16 protein-coding genes and 2 tRNA genes are annotated in these 17,975 nt (G+C 41.1%); 15 read left to right on the plus strand and 3 right to left on the minus strand.

Annotated features, from left to right (window positions below; translation table 11 throughout):
* The first annotated feature begins 138 nt into the window (after positions 1-138).
* The 3 genes from AN390_RS15725 to AN390_RS15735 all read left to right on the plus strand — a co-directional run bounded on the left by AN390_RS15725 (position 139) and on the right by AN390_RS15735 (position 4,814).
* On the plus strand, positions 139-2,646 hold the full coding sequence (locus tag AN390_RS15725) for a UvrD-helicase domain-containing protein (RefSeq protein ID WP_055255321.1): 2,508 nt from the start codon (positions 139-141) through the stop codon (positions 2,644-2,646).
* 185 nt (positions 2,647-2,831) lie between these two features.
* The gene (locus tag AN390_RS15730; RefSeq protein ID WP_055255322.1) at positions 2,832-4,400 is read left to right on the plus strand and encodes a hypothetical protein; all 1,569 of its coding nucleotides are present in this window, start codon (positions 2,832-2,834) and stop codon (positions 4,398-4,400) included.
* 165 nt (positions 4,401-4,565) lie between these two features.
* On the plus strand, positions 4,566-4,814 hold the full coding sequence (locus tag AN390_RS15735) for a hypothetical protein (protein ID WP_004587250.1): 249 nt from the start codon (positions 4,566-4,568) through the stop codon (positions 4,812-4,814).
* Between the two features lie 58 nt (positions 4,815-4,872).
* Here AN390_RS15735 and AN390_RS15740 read toward each other — a convergent pair whose 3' ends face one another.
* From AN390_RS15740 to AN390_RS15750, 3 genes are all read right to left on the minus strand, one after another.
* Positions 4,873-5,196, minus strand: coding sequence for a DUF2845 domain-containing protein (locus tag AN390_RS15740; protein ID WP_055255323.1), 324 nt, complete (start codon positions 5,194-5,196; stop codon positions 4,873-4,875).
* Positions 5,197-5,286: 90 nt separating this feature from the next.
* Positions 5,287-5,363: transfer RNA gene (locus AN390_RS15745), tRNA-Pro, on the minus strand.
* A 161-nt stretch (positions 5,364-5,524) separates the two neighbouring features.
* The gene (locus tag AN390_RS15750) at positions 5,525-6,148 is read right to left on the minus strand and encodes an arylesterase (RefSeq protein WP_024032180.1); all 624 of its coding nucleotides are present in this window, start codon (positions 6,146-6,148) and stop codon (positions 5,525-5,527) included.
* Between AN390_RS15750 and AN390_RS15755 the strand changes: the two genes are divergently transcribed.
* The 12 genes from AN390_RS15755 (at position 6,149) to AN390_RS15810 (ending at position 17,975) form a co-directional block, all read left to right on the plus strand.
* Positions 6,149-6,862 (plus strand): ABC transporter ATP-binding protein, encoded by a 714-nt coding sequence (locus AN390_RS15755; protein WP_004587268.1) that lies wholly within the window; start codon positions 6,149-6,151, stop codon positions 6,860-6,862.
* Complete coding sequence (locus tag AN390_RS15760) at positions 6,852-9,353, plus strand: ABC transporter permease (RefSeq protein ID WP_055255324.1); 2,502 nt, start codon at positions 6,852-6,854, stop codon at positions 9,351-9,353. Before AN390_RS15755 ends, AN390_RS15760 begins: the two co-directional genes overlap by 11 nt.
* A gap of 128 nt (positions 9,354-9,481) precedes the next feature.
* Positions 9,482-10,006: a crossover junction endodeoxyribonuclease RuvC gene (ruvC, locus tag AN390_RS15765; RefSeq protein WP_004587270.1), complete on the plus strand. Its 525-nt coding sequence runs from the start codon at positions 9,482-9,484 to the stop codon at positions 10,004-10,006.
* Between the two features lie 2 nt (positions 10,007-10,008).
* Entirely contained in the window at positions 10,009-10,626 is a 618-nt protein-coding gene (gene ruvA / locus AN390_RS15770; RefSeq protein WP_054983649.1) for a Holliday junction branch migration protein RuvA, read from the plus strand.
* A 7-nt stretch (positions 10,627-10,633) separates the two neighbouring features.
* The gene (gene ruvB, locus AN390_RS15775) at positions 10,634-11,641 is read left to right on the plus strand and encodes a Holliday junction branch migration DNA helicase RuvB (RefSeq protein WP_004587272.1); all 1,008 of its coding nucleotides are present in this window, start codon (positions 10,634-10,636) and stop codon (positions 11,639-11,641) included.
* A gap of 1,278 nt (positions 11,642-12,919) precedes the next feature.
* Positions 12,920-13,624 carry a protein TolQ gene (tolQ, locus tag AN390_RS15780; protein WP_004587273.1) on the plus strand — a complete coding sequence of 235 codons (705 nt, stop codon included), beginning with the start codon at positions 12,920-12,922 and terminating at the stop codon, positions 13,622-13,624.
* A complete protein-coding gene (tolR, locus tag AN390_RS15785; protein WP_004587274.1) occupies positions 13,611-14,042 on the plus strand; it encodes a protein TolR in 432 nt (143 codons plus the stop codon). Before tolQ ends, tolR begins: the two co-directional genes overlap by 14 nt.
* 4 nt (positions 14,043-14,046) lie before the next feature.
* Positions 14,047-14,973 carry a cell envelope integrity protein TolA gene (tolA, locus tag AN390_RS15790; protein WP_055255325.1) on the plus strand — a complete coding sequence of 309 codons (927 nt, stop codon included), beginning with the start codon at positions 14,047-14,049 and terminating at the stop codon, positions 14,971-14,973.
* Positions 14,974-14,982: 9 nt separating this feature from the next.
* Positions 14,983-16,341 carry a Tol-Pal system beta propeller repeat protein TolB gene (gene tolB / locus AN390_RS15795; RefSeq protein ID WP_004587276.1) on the plus strand — a complete coding sequence of 453 codons (1,359 nt, stop codon included), beginning with the start codon at positions 14,983-14,985 and terminating at the stop codon, positions 16,339-16,341.
* Positions 16,342-16,377: 36 nt separating this feature from the next.
* Positions 16,378-16,920: a peptidoglycan-associated lipoprotein Pal gene (gene pal, locus AN390_RS15800; RefSeq protein WP_004587277.1), complete on the plus strand. Its 543-nt coding sequence runs from the start codon at positions 16,378-16,380 to the stop codon at positions 16,918-16,920.
* Between the two features lie 13 nt (positions 16,921-16,933).
* Positions 16,934-17,683, plus strand: a complete 750-nt coding sequence (gene ybgF / locus AN390_RS15805) for a tol-pal system protein YbgF (protein WP_004587278.1) — start codon at positions 16,934-16,936, stop codon at positions 17,681-17,683.
* A gap of 219 nt (positions 17,684-17,902) precedes the next feature.
* A tRNA-Lys gene (locus tag AN390_RS15810) sits at positions 17,903-17,975 on the plus strand.

The raw sequence follows: 17,975 nt of genomic DNA on the forward strand, positions 1-17,975 counted from the left end.
TACACAGCCTTTGGGCTATTTATGAGGCCTGCTTGTACATGCTTTGGTTAACCAGGCTGCCACTTTTAAGGCGCGGCGCGCCTTGGCGTTTAAACTGTGATAAAATTTATTTTTTAATTTTAGTTTATTCAAGGTTTTATGGCGCAGTTTATTGCCACTCCAAGCTGGTTAGGACGTTTTTTTACGCGTATTAGCACCGTTACTATTAAGCAAAGTTCACTCGTTATACATTTTAAAAATACTACTTCACGCGCCTATTTAATTAGCGACTTTACTAATTTTACACAATTTAAAAAAGGCCTGTTTAGCGGGAAAATAACCCTCAACCATAATAAAAAAACGGTAATTAGCTTTTTAAATAAACAGCAGGCTCAAACGCTTAGTGAGCAGCTAAACAGCGTTTTTGCCAATCACCTAGAAGAAAAAGTGAATACAGCAAAAACGCTTGTAAAACGTTATGCAACAAACGAGTATCTTCGCGACTCAAACGTGCCGTTATTAAAATCGGCGGTGTTTCCACTGGCACAGCAGTACGGCGCAATACCTGCACTATGGCAGCAGCATTTATCGGCCATTAATATTAAGTTTTTAACTATTTTAAGTAGCTCACCAACAGTAGCGCATGCCACAGAGCAGCTACGTAAAAGTTATGAGCAAAAAACACTAACGGCAAGAGCCGACTTTTATAATGTGGTTGAATCAAACCCGCTCACACATGAGCAACGCCTTGCTGTTATACGCAATAACGACAAAAATTTAGTGCTAGCGGCCGCAGGCACTGGCAAAACCTCAGTAATGGTTGCAAAGGCCCTGGATTTAATTGCCCATGGTGGTGTAAAGCCCGAGCAAATATTGATACTTGCTTATAATAAAAATGCGGCAAACGAATTAAATCAACGCTTTAATTTAAGGGCGCAGCAAGCAAATTTAAACGTTACGCCGCCTACTATTTTAACCTTTCATGCGCTGGGGCTTAAGTTACTGCAAAGCGCTAATAAAACACGTAGCTTATCGCCTTTTGCAAACGATGCTATGGCGCTTAATAAATGGTTTACCCAGTGGCTTAGTAATACCCTAAAAACAGACTCACGTTTTTGTAAAACCTTTGTTGAGACCCTGTATGAACCTACTGATAGCCTCAATACCGAAACTAGAACCGCAACTAAAACCACAATAAAAGCACAAACCTATCAAACCCTATCGGGGCTAGAAGTAAGCAGTTATCAGCTCTTATTAATTGCCAACTGGCTTTACATGTATGGTATTGAACACACTTACCAAAATGATGACACCGCCGATTTTTACTTGCCACAGCACCAGGTTTACTTGGCGCATTTTGTGACAGATAGGCAAGGTAATTCAGTGCAGCACGCGGCTAACTTGCAAAATAGCGAGCATATTAAATATGTACGCGCGCACCATAAAAAACAGGGTCATGCGTTGGTGCAAACATTTCATTATAACTGGCAAGAAGGTCAGCTTGAGCAGCGTTTAAAAGCACAACTACAAAAACATAAAGTACACATTAACCCCGTAGATAACCAGGCAGTGTACGACCGCTTATCTGCAACAGGGCTGTTAAAGCAAAATATAAATAAGTACTTAAACTGCCTAAGCGCAATACGGGGTGAGCAACTATCTAACGCTCAAATTGCAGCGCGAATAGCTAAAAGTGGCATTATAAATCATAAAAGTTATGCAACATTATTGGTGGCAATGCAGCGTGCATACTACGAAAAATTAAAAGAGCAAGATGCTATTGATTTTGACGACATGATTGCAAGCGCAGCTCAGGCGGTTAAATTGGGGGAGGTAAGTGTACCTTGGCGCCATATTTTAGTTGATGAATTTCAAGATATTTCACGCGCACGCATGGCGTTTTTAAATACGTTAATAAAGAGTGGTCCACAACCTTGTTTTACTGCGGTTGGCGATGATTGGCAGGCTATTTATCGGTTTTCAGGCGGTAATTTGGCGCTCACCACGCAGTTTAACGATTTAATAGGCAGTCACTCACTCACGTTATTGCAAAAAACGTTTAGATATAACAACAGTATTAGTGAGGTAGCGGGGCGCTTTGTAATGCAAAACCCTGAACAATATAAAAAGCACATCACCACACATACGCAAGTAAGCACCCCTCAAGTTGTTTTGCTTGACGATTTACACCAAGGTAAAAAGTCAGTAGCACTAAAAGTGCAGCAAACTATAGCCACAATTAATAAAAATAATAACACAGCCAGTATTGCCATATTGAGCCGCTATCGGTTTATGCTTAATGAGGTAGAGCAGCACTTAGCAGGTAACAACTTTGCTAACCCACTGCACTTTTGGACACTGCATGGCTCTAAAGGACTCGAGGCCGATTACTGTATTATTATAGGTTTTGAGCAGGGCAAGTTAGGTTTTCCAAGTAATAATCCGGGCAATTTACTTGTTGAGGCATTATTGCCCGCACCAGATACCTTTAATCATTCAGAGGAGCGACGTTTATTGTACGTAGGGATCACGCGCGCTAAGCATAAAAGCTATTTAATTGCTCCGCCATCTGCGTGTTCTGAATTTATTAGCGAGCTAATAAACGATAATTACCCTATTGATATAGCCTCTAATTTGTTTGTAAAACAGAGTAAGCTTAATAAGTAAGATTAATGGTTAAATGTAAGAGTATTGGCTGCGTAAAACGCACATCGCGCTTTTTTAACTAGCAGGCAAACTTGCTTTATACACTAATGCCATGTGTCGCAATCATTGAGACCCACATTTACTATTTAGCCTGCCATTACATGCTGTTAAACTTAACGCCTATTTAGATCATTTTTGAGAGCGTTATGCGTACCCGTGCTTTTTTTACTAAGCGAGTGAGCTTTATATTCGTTTTATTTACTTTATTTTCATTTAAAGGGGCTGCCCAGCAGCAAGATCAAACCCTTATTTTAGCCGGTAGTACCATTAATAGTTGCAGTGCTAATACGGCGCAAAGTTGCAATACGCAAAATAACTCAAAGTCACAAAGCGTGTTTAAGGTAACCAATACTAATATTGAGCAAATAAAATTAAATTGGCCGACTAACAATACAAATAACCAAGCAAATGTTTTAAATACCTTACGTGCCCTTAGTAGCAAAAATGCAAACGCAGTCTCTAAAAGTGAGCTGCTTTGGCAATGGCGAGATATAAACAACGAGCAACTTAATAGCCTAACAAAGAAAGAGTTTAACTTTGTGTTTGATATGCTCGAACAACCTCATGCAAACACCACCCCAAAAGCTGAGCCACAAAGCAACGGCATATTGCAATTTATAGCGGGGAGCTTAAAGGTTGCTAACCCAACACCTACCTTATTAATTATTAGCGCAGCCCAGCGCGACCCATACGCACAGGTAGAGGCGCTTAAATCGCTTTTACCAAAAGGTGTAACCAGCCAATGGTTGCCGCTTACACCTGCACTTGCTAAAGCAATTACTAACAATACCTGTAGTGATTTACCGGCGCTGCGTCACTCACAAATGAACCTGTATAATCGCAGCAATGTATACCCTGAGCTCACAAAGGCTGAGCAAACACTTTGTAATAATGGGGTTGAGGCGTTAGTTAATTTAATAAACACCAGTACCGGTGTTTTATTTAGCGACGGCAAGGCTAAAAATGCTTTAAAAGCACTGTATGATGAAAATAATACTGCCTACCCCTGGACGAATGCGCTTAAAACTCGCCCAGTTATTGTAGGGCTAGGTGCAGGAAGCAAAATACAAAGCGAAAACGTCTATCTTTCACTGCACCAAAGCGAAGCGGTATTAAAAGCAAAGCTTACCCCACAACCTAATGCACTTAACGGGTTAAACACGTTTACCTATGGGCCACTGAGTACCCGCTTTAGTGAGCAAAATCAAACGTTAAACCTAGCGGGTACATTAAATACCGCAAAGCAAAAAAACGGTGATATTAAGCACGGTTTTGGTATTGATGAAAACACAGCCCTTGTTGTTATTAAATCCAACAAAGGAAATTTAATGACCGTAATAGGGCAAAGTGGGGTTGCGCATTTAAGTACGCAGCAAAAAGCAAACAGCTATAACTACTCGTACTGGCCTGCTCGCAGTGTAATAGATATTACTAATGCCGGGTTTGAACTTAGCGAGCGCACCATTAGCCAAGCATTAGCGCCTGTTAAAATACCGCCTTTACCGGTACAGCGATTTGCCAATATTTTAACCGATTCAAAACTACGCTCGCTTACGCAAGCTATGTGCCTAAGCCAAGAGCAAAGTGCGGTAGGGCAACAAGATGACCTTTTAATAAATTTAACTGCTACAAAAAATACGCATTATTACCGCGTTAATACCCTGCCGTATGGTTGCGCGTTAAGTAATTTGTCACTGAATGTAGAGCGCTTTTAACCTTAAGCGCTAGTACTAAATATACTTAATAACCCGATACAAAGGTTTATGTTTATTTTAATCGGCTATAAAATAGCGCCCAAGTAATTTATACCTATTCGCTTAATTTAGTGGTTACGTTTTGCGAATAGGCATTAACCAAGCAGATTTTACAAAGAGCAATTTATGAATAACGAGCACGACATAATCGACAACCTAGCAGAGCTAGAGAACTTTTTAGTTATGGTAGAAAACGGCGGCTTAGGCTTAAAAGGTGTATCGGGTGTAGGTATGGCTACAAGCAATAAAGACGGCAGCCATTTTGTTGCAGTATTCGACGACAAACAACAGTTATTACTGGCGCGTGGCATAACAGCCGAGGTATTTGAAAACGGTAAAGACATGGTGCGTAACGGCGTAGGGCGTACACACTAATAAAAACTAAAAAGCGCCGTATGGCGCTTTTAACTGCTTAAAACTAACTCTAAAATATTTAAAGCCTGTCGACTTGTTTTGAACTAATACTGGTCACAATATTATTTTCAAAACGGATCAATACAATGTACATCCCACCAATCGAGCCTTTTAGTTTATAAGTAAACTCTTCTGTTTTAACTAAATTGTCGCCATTACCAATATCAACAGCCTCATTAAGCACATCTTTATAAAGTGGTGCGCCCACTACAGCTACAATGTCAGATTTAGTTTTACCCACACTTAATAGATTTCCGTTTTTAAGTCGAAAACTACCTTGGGCAAACGCAAAGCTTGAAATAAAAAGAGATAAAAGCAGAGGAAACACAATACGTTTTTTCATAAGTCATCCTTAAACACATAGTATTTAATGCTAGGTATACAAGGTAATACAGAAAAATGACAGTGAAAAAGAAATAAAGAGGAGGTTAAATGGTCGGTATGGCAGGATTTGAACCTGCGACCCCTGACACCCCATGACAGTGCGCTACCAAGCTGCGCTACATACCGACGTTGTTTGCAATAGTACGTATATTTTATTAAAAATCAATAAGTGATTGTTTGTTTGCGTGTTTATTGTGCAAATGAGCTAAAAAACTTTAAGCTAAGGGCGTATCGCCCTTAGTAAGCACATGCCGTGCAGCGCATGTTAAGCCACCAAACAACACGCCCTAATCTTTATTTAGCCATTGATTGATCGAGTCATACATTTCATCGCGTATCAGCGGTTGTGCTTCTTTATTTGGATGTAATTGATCTCTTTGCATTAAGTTTGGCTTATCTGCCACATTAAGCATAAAAAAGTTAAGTAAATGAGCATTTGTTTTTTCACTTACTTGTGTAAAACTGTCAGTGAACATTTTACTGTAACGCGGCCCGTAATTAGGGGGAATATAAATTTCCATTAACGCGACCATGGCATTTTCAGCTTGGCTTTTTTCGATTAAATCCGTTAAGTTGGCCTGCATTTTTGTTACCGGAAAACCACGTAAACCATCATTAGCACCAAGCTCAATAAGTACATGGCTTGGTTGGTATTGCGCCAGTAAGGCATCTAGCCTGCGTAAAGCGCCACCGGTAGTTTCGCCACTAATACTGGCATTAATTAGCTCTATATTACGCTGCTCTGCATCGTATTTATCTTGTAACAATTTAACCCAGCCTTGCTCTTGTTTAAGCCCATAGGCTGCACTTAAACTGTCTCCAAGTATTAAAATCGTGTTGTCGGCCGCCGCACTAAGTGGTTTGATAACTAAAAATAAAACGAATACAAAACGTAGGATTGAATGAGTCATATGTCAGCGCTTTCTCAATTAAATATTATTCAAGTAAATGGTTTGTCTAAAGTAGTTTCTACCTTCGAAGGTGAGTTGCCCATCCTCAGCGACATCAGCTTTAATGTCAAGCATGGCGAGTCAGTTGCTATTGTTGGCACCTCTGGCTCAGGAAAATCCACGTTATTAAGTTTATTAGCGGGGCTAGATACCGCCAGCAGTGGTGAAATTACCCTTGATGGCGAGCCGCTACATAAATTAGATGAAGAGCAGCGCGCGGCATTGCGTGCTGAAAAAGTAGGTTTTGTATTTCAATCTTTTATGTTGGTACAAAGCTTAACCGCACTTGAAAACGTGATGCTGCCGGCAGAGCTTGCTGGCGAAAGCGATGCCAAAGAGCAAGCTCTAGCCCTATTAGAAAAAGTGGGGCTGAGCCATCGTATTGATCATTACCCATCGCAACTCTCTGGTGGTGAGCAGCAACGTGTAGCCATTGCCCGCGCTTTTATTGGCACACCTAAAATTTTATTTGCCGATGAGCCCTCTGCAAATTTAGACAGTAAAAACGGCAAAATGGTGGAGTCACTATTATTTGATTTAAACCAGCAGCACGGCACAACGCTAATTTTAGTAACTCACGATGAAGCACTCGCGCAAAAGTGCCAGCATATTGTACAAATTGAAGCGGGCTGCTTAGTTAAAAACTCAAAAGAGGACGTAGCGAATGTGGGCTAAGTTAGCACTTAAATTATTTGCACGTGAATTTCGCCGCGGCGAACTTACGGTAATTAGTGCCGCCATTGCGCTGGCGGTGTTAACGGTGCTTACACTGTCTATGGTCACTGAGCGAATAGCACAAAGCATAGCGCAAAAAAGTAGCGCGTTTATTGCCGCAGATAGAGTATTGGCAAGCGCCCATGAGCTAGATACGGCGTTTATTAGCAAAGCCAAACAAGAAAACTTACAAACTGCGCAAATGATCTACTTTGACACTATGTTATTTGCCAACGACGAGATGCAATTTACCTCGGTAAAAGCGGCGTCTAACGAATACCCGTTAAAAGGCGAGTTAAAAGTAAAATCATCATTGCTTGGCGAAACACAAGTAGCGCAGGGCGGCCCAAAGCCTGGCAATGTGTGGCTAAGCGAATCGGTTTTTTACAGCTTAAATATTGATATTGGCAGCCAAGTAGAGCTAGGCGCAGCAGTATTTAATGTAGAAAAAGTGGTGGTTGAAGAGCCAGATGCGCCGTTTAATGTATTTTCGAGCAGCCGCAGAGTGCTTATAAATATTGCTGATGTTGAAAAAACTGAGGTTATTCAACCTGGCAGCCGAGTAAATTATCGCCAGCTCTATGCAGGCGATGAATCAGATATAACGCGGTTTTATGAATGGTTAAAGCCGCAAATGGCGGAAAACCAACGTTGGTATGGCGTAAAAGATAGGCAGTCGCCCATATCAAATAGCTTAAACCGTGCCGAAAGCTTTTTATTACTGGCCGGTTTGCTGGGCATTATCTTGGCTACGGTTGCTATTGCTGTGTCGGCAAAGCGTTATTGTGAGCGCCAATACGACCCCGTAGCAATGATGAAAACACTTGGCGGAAGCCGTGCATTAATTCGTAAAATATATTTTATGCACTTACTCATGGTGTGTGCTTTAGCAGTTATTGTGGGTTTAGCCATAGGCTACGGTTTACAAGAAATAGCCACAGGTTATTTAGCAAAAAGCATGGATATGAGCTTACCTGCCGCCGGGTTTAAACCTTGGCTGGTGGCCATTAGCACAGGTGTTATATGTGCGGTTATGTTCTCTATTAAGCCACTGCTTGATTTATTTGATATTCCACCGCTTAGAGTATTGCGCCGTAATTTAGGCGACAGACTAGCGGTAAGCCGTGTGCACTTAGGTTTAAGCGCGCTTACGGTGTTTTTATTAATGTGGTTATTTAGTAACAACATTAAAATAACGCTTATTTTATTTGTCTCCACGCTTGCTTTGATTGCGGTTTTGTTTGTTATTTCAAAATTAATATTTGGCGGTGGCCGTAAATTAGGTTTAAAACCAAGCAATAGTTGGTCGTTAGCCATTGCCTCTATACAAAAGCGTGCCAACGTAAATGCGGTGCAGCTTATTAGCTTTTCATTGGCGATAAAATTGCTATTGTTTTTGATTGTGCTTAAAAATGACATGATCTCAGATTGGCAGTCTCAATTACCCGCCGATGCGCCTAATGCATTTTTAGTTAATATTACGCAAAACGAACTTGAGCCTGTAAATAATTACCTAGCAGAGAACGATATTTTAGTTTCGGATTTTTATCCAACCATTCGTGGGCGAGTAAATGCGGTAAATGGCGAGCTTGTTGCGCGTAAAGTGTCGTTGCAAGATAACGAGAAAAAAGATGAAGAAGCGCGTTCAGGCATAGGCCGTGAGCTTAATCTAACCTGGCTTGATAATGTGCCAGCCCAAAACGAAATTGTGCAAGGGCAGTGGTTTGGCGAAGGCGCAGTGGGTGAGGCATCGGTTGAGGAGTCTATGTTAGAGCGCCTAGACGTAGAAATAGGCGACACTTTAACATTTTTAATTGGTGCGCAATCATTTGACGCTAAAATTACCAGTGTGCGTAAAGTAAATTGGGCGACGCTAAAACCCAACTTTTTTATTATTTTAAGCCCCGATGTGCTAAAAGATTTTCCGGCTACGTATATTTCATCTGTGCGTATAGAGCCAGAGCAAAAGAAAGTGTTTAGCCAGTTACTGCGCAGCTATCCAACCATTACCGCCATCGATGTAGATAACTTTGTTAAGCAAATACAATCAACCATTGAGCAGGTGTCGTTAGCTATTGGCTTTGTGCTTGCTATTGTGGTGTTGTGTGGCGCATTAGTGCTTATATCTCAGGTGCAAGCGAGCCTTGGCGAGCGAATGCAAGAAATAGTAATACTGCGAACTTTAGGCGCCAAAGGGCGGCTAATAAAAAATGCGACGCTTTATGAGTTTTTGCTATTAGGTGGCTTAGCCGGGTTTGTAGCTGCATTATTTAGTGATGTAGCCTTATTGATTGTTCAGCAGCAAATGTTTGACTTAGCCGGTAAATTGCACCCGGCAATTTGGCTAATAGGGCCTGTGTCGGGCGGGGTATTTGTAGCCGCACTTGGCTACTTTATGATTGCCCGTAAACTTAAACAAAATACCCAAGGTTTAGTACGTGCTTTAGCCTAAGCTATACTTTTAACGCTAAACGCCCGTACTAAGTTGCGGGCGTTTTTGTTTTTACTCGCCACTGGTAATTTATACAGTGCTCTGGCATTATTACCGTTATTGAAAAATAACAATAATGAGTGTGCTGTTTGGCCATTATTTTAGGGATAGACCCAGGTTCGCGTTTAACCGGTTATGGTGTGGTTGCGCATCAAGGCGCTAAATTTACCTATTTAGGAAGCGGGTGCATTAAATTAGCCGAGCATGAGTTCCCCATACGATTAAAAATGATCTACCAAGGGATCACGCAAATAATAGAGCAGTTCTCCCCCGAAACCTTTGCCATAGAAAAAGTATTTATGGCGCATAACCCGGATGCCGCGCTAAAACTTGGCCAAGCCCGAGGAGCCGCCATAGTGGGAGCTTCTATGGCCGACTTACCCGTATTTGAATACTCAGCACGGCAAATTAAACAAGCCGTGGTAGGTAATGGCGGCGCCGATAAGTCGCAAGTGCAACACATGGTAAAAAATATTTTAAAATTACCTGGCACACCGCAAGCCGATGCGGCCGATGCGCTTGCCATTGCAATTTGCCATGCGCACTCAGAACAAAATTTAATAAAACTAGCGGGTAGCGCAAGCAAAACCGTTAGAGGACGTTTAAGGAAATAAATATGATTGGCCGTTTAAATGGCACTTTAGTTGAAAAGCAACCGCCTGAAATTTTATTAGAAGTAAGCGGCGTAGGCTACGAAGTACAAATGCCCATGACCTGTTTTTACGACTTACCCAATATTGGCGAAAACGCCATAGTGTACACGCACTTTGTAGTACGCGAAGACGCACAACTATTATTTGGCTTTAATAATAAAACCGAGCGCGCGCTTTTTAGAGAACTATTAAAAGCAAATGGTGTGGGCCCTAAACTAGGCTTAGCTATTTTGTCGGGCATGTCGGCGCAGCAATTTGTTAGTTGCGTAAACAACGAAGATGCCACAACATTGGTTAAATTACCGGGTGTGGGTAAAAAAACCGCTGAGCGTTTAGTGCTAGAAATGAAAGACCGCTTAAAAGATTGGGGTAACGATTTATTTACGCCATTTAGCGATAATGCCGTTATAGAGCCTCCTAGCGATGCAACGATAGCCAATAATGCTGCAGACGATGCCGTATCGGCACTTGTTGCGCTTGGTTATAAATTGCCACAGGCGCAAAAAGCAGTAAAATCGGTAAGTAAACCCGATATGTCTACTGAGGTTCTTATTAAAGAATCTTTAAAATCAATGTTGTGAGTAACCCATGATTGAAGCAGATCGTTTAATTGACGCGAGCGAAAAAACCAACGAAGACACCATAGACCGCGCAATAAGGCCCAAGCTTTTAGCCGACTACAAAGGTCAGCCGCATGTTAAGCAGCAAATGGAAATATTTATAGAGGCAGCGCGCAGCCGCGGTGAAGCGCTCGATCATCTATTAATATTTGGCCCGCCGGGCTTAGGTAAAACCACGCTTGCTAATATTGTTGCCAATGAGCTTAATGTAAGTATTAAAACCACTTCAGGCCCAGTACTTGAAAAAGCCGGCGATCTTGCTGCATTGCTTACCAACCTTGAAGAAGGCGATGTGCTGTTTATTGATGAAATACACAGACTCAGCCCGCAAGTTGAAGAAATACTTTACCCCGCAATGGAAGATTACCAACTCGATATTATGATTGGTGAAGGCCCCGCTGCACGCTCTATTAAATTAGACTTACCGCCGTTTACGCTTATTGGCGCGACAACACGCGCAGGCTCACTTACCTCACCACTTAGAGACCGTTTTGGTATAGTGCAGCGCTTAGAGTTTTACTCGGTAGCTGACTTATCGCATATAGTGGGGCGCTCTGCACATTACCTAGATTTACAAATGTGCGACGATGGCGCTACCGAAATTGCAAAACGCTCACGAGGCACACCGCGTATAGCTAACCGCTTATTACGTCGTGTGCGCGATTACACGCAAGTAAAATCAGATGGTACAGTAAATGCCTCAGTTGCCGAGCTTGCCCTTGATATGATTGACGTAGATAAAAGCGGGTTTGATTACATGGACCGTAAATACTTACTTGCCATTATCGAAAAATTTATGGGTGGGCCTGTAGGGCTAGATAATTTAGCCGCCGCCATAGGCGAAGAAAAAGAAACCATTGAAGATGTAATAGAGCCTTTTTTAATTCAACAAGGTTTTATACAGCGCACACCGCGCGGGCGAATTGTGTCAGACAATGCGTATCATCACTTTGGTTTACTCCCAAAACAAGATTAACCCCTCTTTAGCCTGTTACAGAAAATGTAGCGGGCTACTTCCTCTGTTAAATGTAATACCAATTTGCAATAACACTTAATCATTTTACGAGGCAAACGTATCGCTACCTGCGTTAAAAACTCTCATTTACGACTGCATGCAGAATGTATTGCAGTGCAGGAGCAATTGCCAAGAACAACGAAATAGCGAATTTTTTGCCTAGCTATCAACACGTTTTTCCAGCCTCAACATAGCTCACTTAATTAAGAAAATTAGTATAGTTTTTTAAAACTTACTCAGCTTTCATCCACTTTGTTGCAAATGTAACCAATAAATTAAAATCGTTTTGTAATTCACTTAACGTTAAGACTGGCGTGGCTATGCTGCGTACCATTAAAACCAGTTAGCTTTAAAGCAGTAGCAACATAAGAGACTAGATGTAGCACTATTCGTGTTAATAAGTTTTACCTTGTTATAAACATGCTTTTTACTGAAAGTAGATAATTTAATGATACGAACTGGTAAAAAAAGATAGTAAATACACCGTTGGCAATTAAACCGATTGTGTAATTTATACCGGTTATATGCCAAGTTGGCGGTAAAATTTAGGCAAAAAAAAGCCCGCATATAATGCGGGCAAACAACAAGTTGAAGGAAGTAATCCAGGGAACTACGTTTTACTTAATCAGGTTTTATCCAAAAAGAGTAAAACAATGTAATACGATTAAAAATCCTATTACTAAGAACTTGGCTTAATGAAAAATGTTTCATTCAGTGCGTAAGCTCGGTATGGGAGAATAATACGGAATAAGCATTTTTTGTTCAAACTAGAAAATTTAAAATTTCAGATAAGAAAAACTAATCTGATGAATTTTTTTGTTGTTCGAATCTTGTACGTTAATTATTCGTTAACTTTATAAGTGGCTGAAAATTAATAAATAACTGGTCTGAGCTGTATTATTACAGTATTAGTTATATTAGTACATGCAACGTGGCGTGAATTACTTTTGCGTGCTTATGCACTTTTTATGAATAAACGGTGCGTTTTATTAAGTTTACTGCGTATATTTACGCACTTTCGTAGTATTAAGTTGTGTTTTACTAAACGCGGTAGTCGCGTTTTAGAAACAAACAAGCGATTAAGCGTATGTTTAACGTTTTTTGTTGCCAATTCATAGCAATATCGTTGTCAGTAAACCCTTGACTCGATACACTAGATGCAACTTATGGCCGTTACAATGGTCTTATTTACACAAAATAACCAAATTGACGTTTTTTGAAATTATTTAGGAGTTTAACGTGGGATCAGGGCTTAATTTTTTAGATCTAATTCTAGAAGCCAGTTTGCTTGTGCAGTTAGTAATGCTAGCGCTAGTAGCAATGTCTGTTATGTCATGGGCAATTATTTTTCAGCGCAAAAAAGCAATTAGCGACGCCTTGTCTGATGCAAAAAAATTCGAACAAAAATTTTGGTCAGGTATCGACTTAAGCAAACTATACAACGAAATCTCATCACGTAGCGGTCAATCTCATGGTATTGAAGCGTTATTTACATCAGGCTTTAAAGAGTTTGCACGCCATAAAAAGAACACCTTTCAAAGTGCTGGCATTGTAATGGAAGGTACACATCGCTCTATGCGTGTGGCACTGTCGCGTGAAATCGAAAAACTAGAATCGAGCTTATCGTTTTTAGCAACAGTGGGTTCAATTAGCCCATATATCGGCTTATTCGGTACGGTGTGGGGTATTATGAATGCCTTTATAGCACTTGGTGAAGTGAAGCAAGCAACATTACAAATGGTAGCGCCAGGTATTGCTGAGGCACTTATTGCAACGGCAATGGGCTTATTTGCGGCTATTCCGGCTGTTATTGCGTATAACCGCTTTGCTAATAAAGTTGAAAAACTAGAATCACACTACATCAACTTTATGGAAGAATTTGCCAATATTTTACACCGTCAAGCAGCTACCCAAATAGAGGCTAAAGCGAATGTATCAGCGTAAGAAGCGCCGTCCGGTCGCAGAAATTAATGTAGTACCTTACATTGATGTAATGTTGGTATTGCTAATTATATTTATGGCAACAGCACCGCTTATTACTCACGGTGTAAAAGTTGATTTACCAAAAATGGAAGAGTCGGATTTAGTTGATACTAAAGACACGCCACCCATTATTGCCTCAATTGACTCGGCAGGTAAGTACTATGTAAGCATAGGGACTGATCCAGAGGAACCAATGGAAGCACTTGATGTGGCCGCGGTTATTAAGCTTCAGCTAATGAAAAACCCTGATGTACCAGTAATGATTAAAGGCTCTGGTAAGGTTTCTTACCAAGAAGTGTTGTTATTAATGGACTTTTTAAAGAATGCTGGCGTACCATCTGTGGGTTTAATGACAGAATCCTTTGAGGGGACACAGTAGTAACATGAATAGTTCTATAATCAAGTCAGTACTTTTACATTTAGGTTTAGGGGGCTTTTTGTGGGCAACTGCAAATATACACCCACCGGCACCTAAAGTAATGGAAGTGACTCTTAATTCGGCTATTCCTGAGCCTGATAATGCGGTTTCGGCGGTCACTGTTGATCAAAAACAAGTTGAGCAAAAAATTGCTGAGCTACAAATAAAAGAAGATGCTAAAAAACGCGCTGAAGATAAACGCATTCGCGACTTAGAACGCAGAGCCGCCAATGCGCGTAAACAGCGTGAAGCCGAAGCGCGTAATATTAAAAAGTTAGAGCAACAGCGCAAAGCAAAAGAGAAAGAAAAAGCACAAGCTGAGGCTGAAGCTAAAAAAGCGCGTGAAATTGAACAAAAAGAGCGTGCTAAAGCAAAACAAGCTGAAAAGCAAAAGCAAGAAGCTGAAAACGCCGCTAAAGCTGCTGCAGATAAACGCAAAGCAGAAGAAGAGGCACTGAAAAAAGCCGAAGCAGAGCGTAAAAAGCGTGAAGCAGAAGCTAAAGAACGTGCAAAAGAAGCCGAGCGTAAACGTCAGCAAGCGCTGCAAGAGCAAATGTTACAAGAACAACTTGCTAAAGAGCAGGCTGCACGTAGTAAAATACGCCAACAGCAAGTAGTGAGCGAAGTTGATAAGTACCGTGCTTTAATTATGGCGCGCATTCAGCAAAACTTACTGATTGATGAAAAAATGAAAAACCAACAGTGTCGAGTAAATATTCGTCTTGGGTTTAATGGTTTAGTAACGCAAGTTAAATCGTTAGGGGGTGATAAGCTAGTGTGTGAAGCTGCACTTAGAGCTGTGCGCATGGCCGATACATTACCTGTATCTAAAGACAAAGACGTATTCGAGCAACTTAAGAATATTAATTTAACAATCAAGCCAGAATTTTAAAGGAATGATATGTTCAGCAAAATTAAAATAGCCTTTGTAGTTATATTATTAGGGTTTCAGGGTGTAGCAAATGCGGCACTTGAAATTGTAATAACTGAAGGTGTAGACGGCGCACGTCCTATTGCCATTGTGCCTTTTAAATACAACGGTGTTGGCCCAATTCCACAAAAATTGAGCGATGTAATTGCTGCAGATTTAATGCGCAGTGGTAAGTTTAAACCGGTAGATGTAGCACAAATGCCACAGCTTCCTAATAAAGACGGCGACATTGACTACGCAGCATGGGTAAACCAAGGTGTAGAAGCGGTTGTAGTAGGCGAGGTAGAGCAACAAACTGATGGGCGTTACTTAGTACGCTACGAATTAGTTGATGTTATTCGTGGGCAAATTACCGGTGGCCAAACTCAAATGATGAGCAGCGGTAAACTAGTAAAAAGCCAAGATCATATTTTAGAAGCGCGCGAAAGCGTAATTGGTGAAAGTGGCTTTCGCCGTTATTCACACCGCATAAGCGATGTAGTATATGAAAAGCTAACCGGTGAAAAAGGCGCGTTTTTAACTAAAATTGCTTATGTAATTGTACGTGAAGACCAAGCTAAGCCATACCAATTAGTGGTTGCCGATTACGATGGCTTTAACGAGCAAGTATTATTGCGCTCAAAAGAGCCGTTAATGTCGCCAGCTTGGTCACCAGATGGTACTAAGCTTGCGTATGTAACGTTTGAAAACCGCCAAAGCCAAATTTACATTCAAGACCTATACTCAGGTAAGCGTGAGCTGATCACTAGTTACCGCGGTATTAACGGTGCACCGCAGTTTTCACCAGATGGCAAAAAAATGTTATTGGTGCTTTCTAAAGATAAAACAGGTGCAACCGAAGTTTACGTTTTAGATTTAGCAACCCGTAAAGAAACACGCCTTACACGCCACCGTAGTATAGATACTGAACCATCTTGGTATCCAAATGGCCAGGATATTGTGTTTACATCTGAAAGGGGTGGTAATGCCCAGATTTATAAGTTAAATTTAAGAACTGGTAGGTCACAACGATTGACCTTCGACGGCGATATGAACCTAGCAGGTTCTATAACGCCAGACAGTAAAGAATTAGTGATGGTTAACCGTACCAACGGGCAGTACCATCTTGCTAAGAAAGAGCTGGCTACAGGTGCGTTTCAAGTATTAACGCGAACTCGCCTTGATGAATCACCGAGCATAGCGCCGAACGGTTCGATGATCATTTATAGCACGCTTCATAATAATAAACAGGTACTCGCGCTGGTATCGATGGACGGTCGCTTTAAAGCACGTTTACCCGTGCTAGACGGACAAGTAAAGGCACCAGCTTGGTCGCCATATTTACAGTAATATTTGCTGGTTTACTCAAAAATAGGAATCTACTCAATGCAACTTAACAAAGTACTTAAAGGCCTGCTAATCGCTGTGCCAGTAATGACATTAGCCGCTTGTAGCTCATCTTCAGATATTGATGAAGGCGCAGCTAACCAATCAAATCAAAGTGCAGTTGAGCAATCAACAAACACGGATACAGTTGAAGTAGCAACAATTTCACCTGAACAACAAGCAGAAGAGCAACTTCGTCAAAAGTATGAAGCGCTTCGTCAAGAGCAAATTATTTACTTTGACTTCGACAAAGCAACTGTTGAGAACAAGTACGCAGAATTACTTCGTGCACATGCTGAGTTTTTAGTTCAGAACCCTTCAGTAAAAGTATTAATTGAAGGTCACGCTGATGAGCGCGGTACACCTGAGTACAACATTGCACTAGGTGAGCACCGTGGCCAAGCTGTAGAAAAATACCTACAAAGCTTAGGTGTTTCTGCTAGCCAAATGTCAGTAGTTAGCTACGGTGAAGAGAAACCAATGGTTAAATCTCGCACTGAGTCAGCTTTCGCTAAAAACCGCCGTGCGGTACTAGTCTACTAAGATAAGAGATATTATGAAGCCGAAAATTATTTTGGCAGCCATGATATTGAGCGGGAGCACCCAAGTTTTGGCTGCTCCCGCTCCTGTTTCAGAAGCTGCAAGTTCACAGTCGAGCATAGAGAAGCGTTTAGCGTCACTAGAAAACATGATGCAGTCGCGAAACTTATTACAAGTTGAATTACAGCAACAACTTAATCTACTTCAAGATGAAGTAAGCCAAATTCGCGGTGTTACTGAAGAGCAAAGTTATAAACTTGAAAAAGTACTTCAGCGCCAGCGTGAGCTTTATCAAGAAATAGAAAACCGCGTAAGCCAAGCGTACACACAACCCGCTGCTGCGCCTGCAACCGATTACACGCAATCGAGCGACGCACAAACCTATAGCAGTGACTTATCTGAAAACGAAGCGTATGAGCGTGCAGTAGCGCTAATAATGAAAGATAAACGCTACGACCAAGCTATTCCTGAGTTTCAAACATTTTTAACAACCTATCCTAATTCTGTGTATGCCTCTAATGCACATTATTGGCTTGGGCAGTTGCTGACCATTAAAAATGATGGTGTAAAAGCAAGTGAGCATTTTAAAGTTGTGGTTAATGAGTTTCCTAACTCAAATAAACGACCAGATGCCATGTTAAAGTTAGGCACGCTTTTACAAGAGCAAGGCCTAAATCAAGAGGCACAAAAAATATTGGGTGATCTAATTAACCAATATCCAAGTACAACTGCTGCAAAACTTGCAACCGAGCGTCTAGCTAATTAGGACGCATTTAAGCGGTGTATTTAAAGCTCAAACTACATAGAAATACTCGGCGAATCTTGTATTTGCATGTAGTTTGAGCACAAACGCTTTAATTTTGCTCACCTAGGCATAAAAACTGAAAAAAAGAGACATTTTCGGTTGCACTCATTTTATAAATAAGTATTATAAGCGCCCGCAGCAAACGAATGGTTACCCCACTCAAAATGCGGCAAAAAGAGCGGGTCATTAGCTCAGTTGGTAGAGCAGTGGACTTTTAATCCATTGGTCGATGGTTCAAGTCCATCATGACCCA

The sequence above is a fragment of the Pseudoalteromonas sp. P1-11 genome (assembly GCF_001399995.1).
Lineage (GTDB): Bacteria > Pseudomonadota > Gammaproteobacteria > Enterobacterales > Alteromonadaceae > Pseudoalteromonas > Pseudoalteromonas atlantica.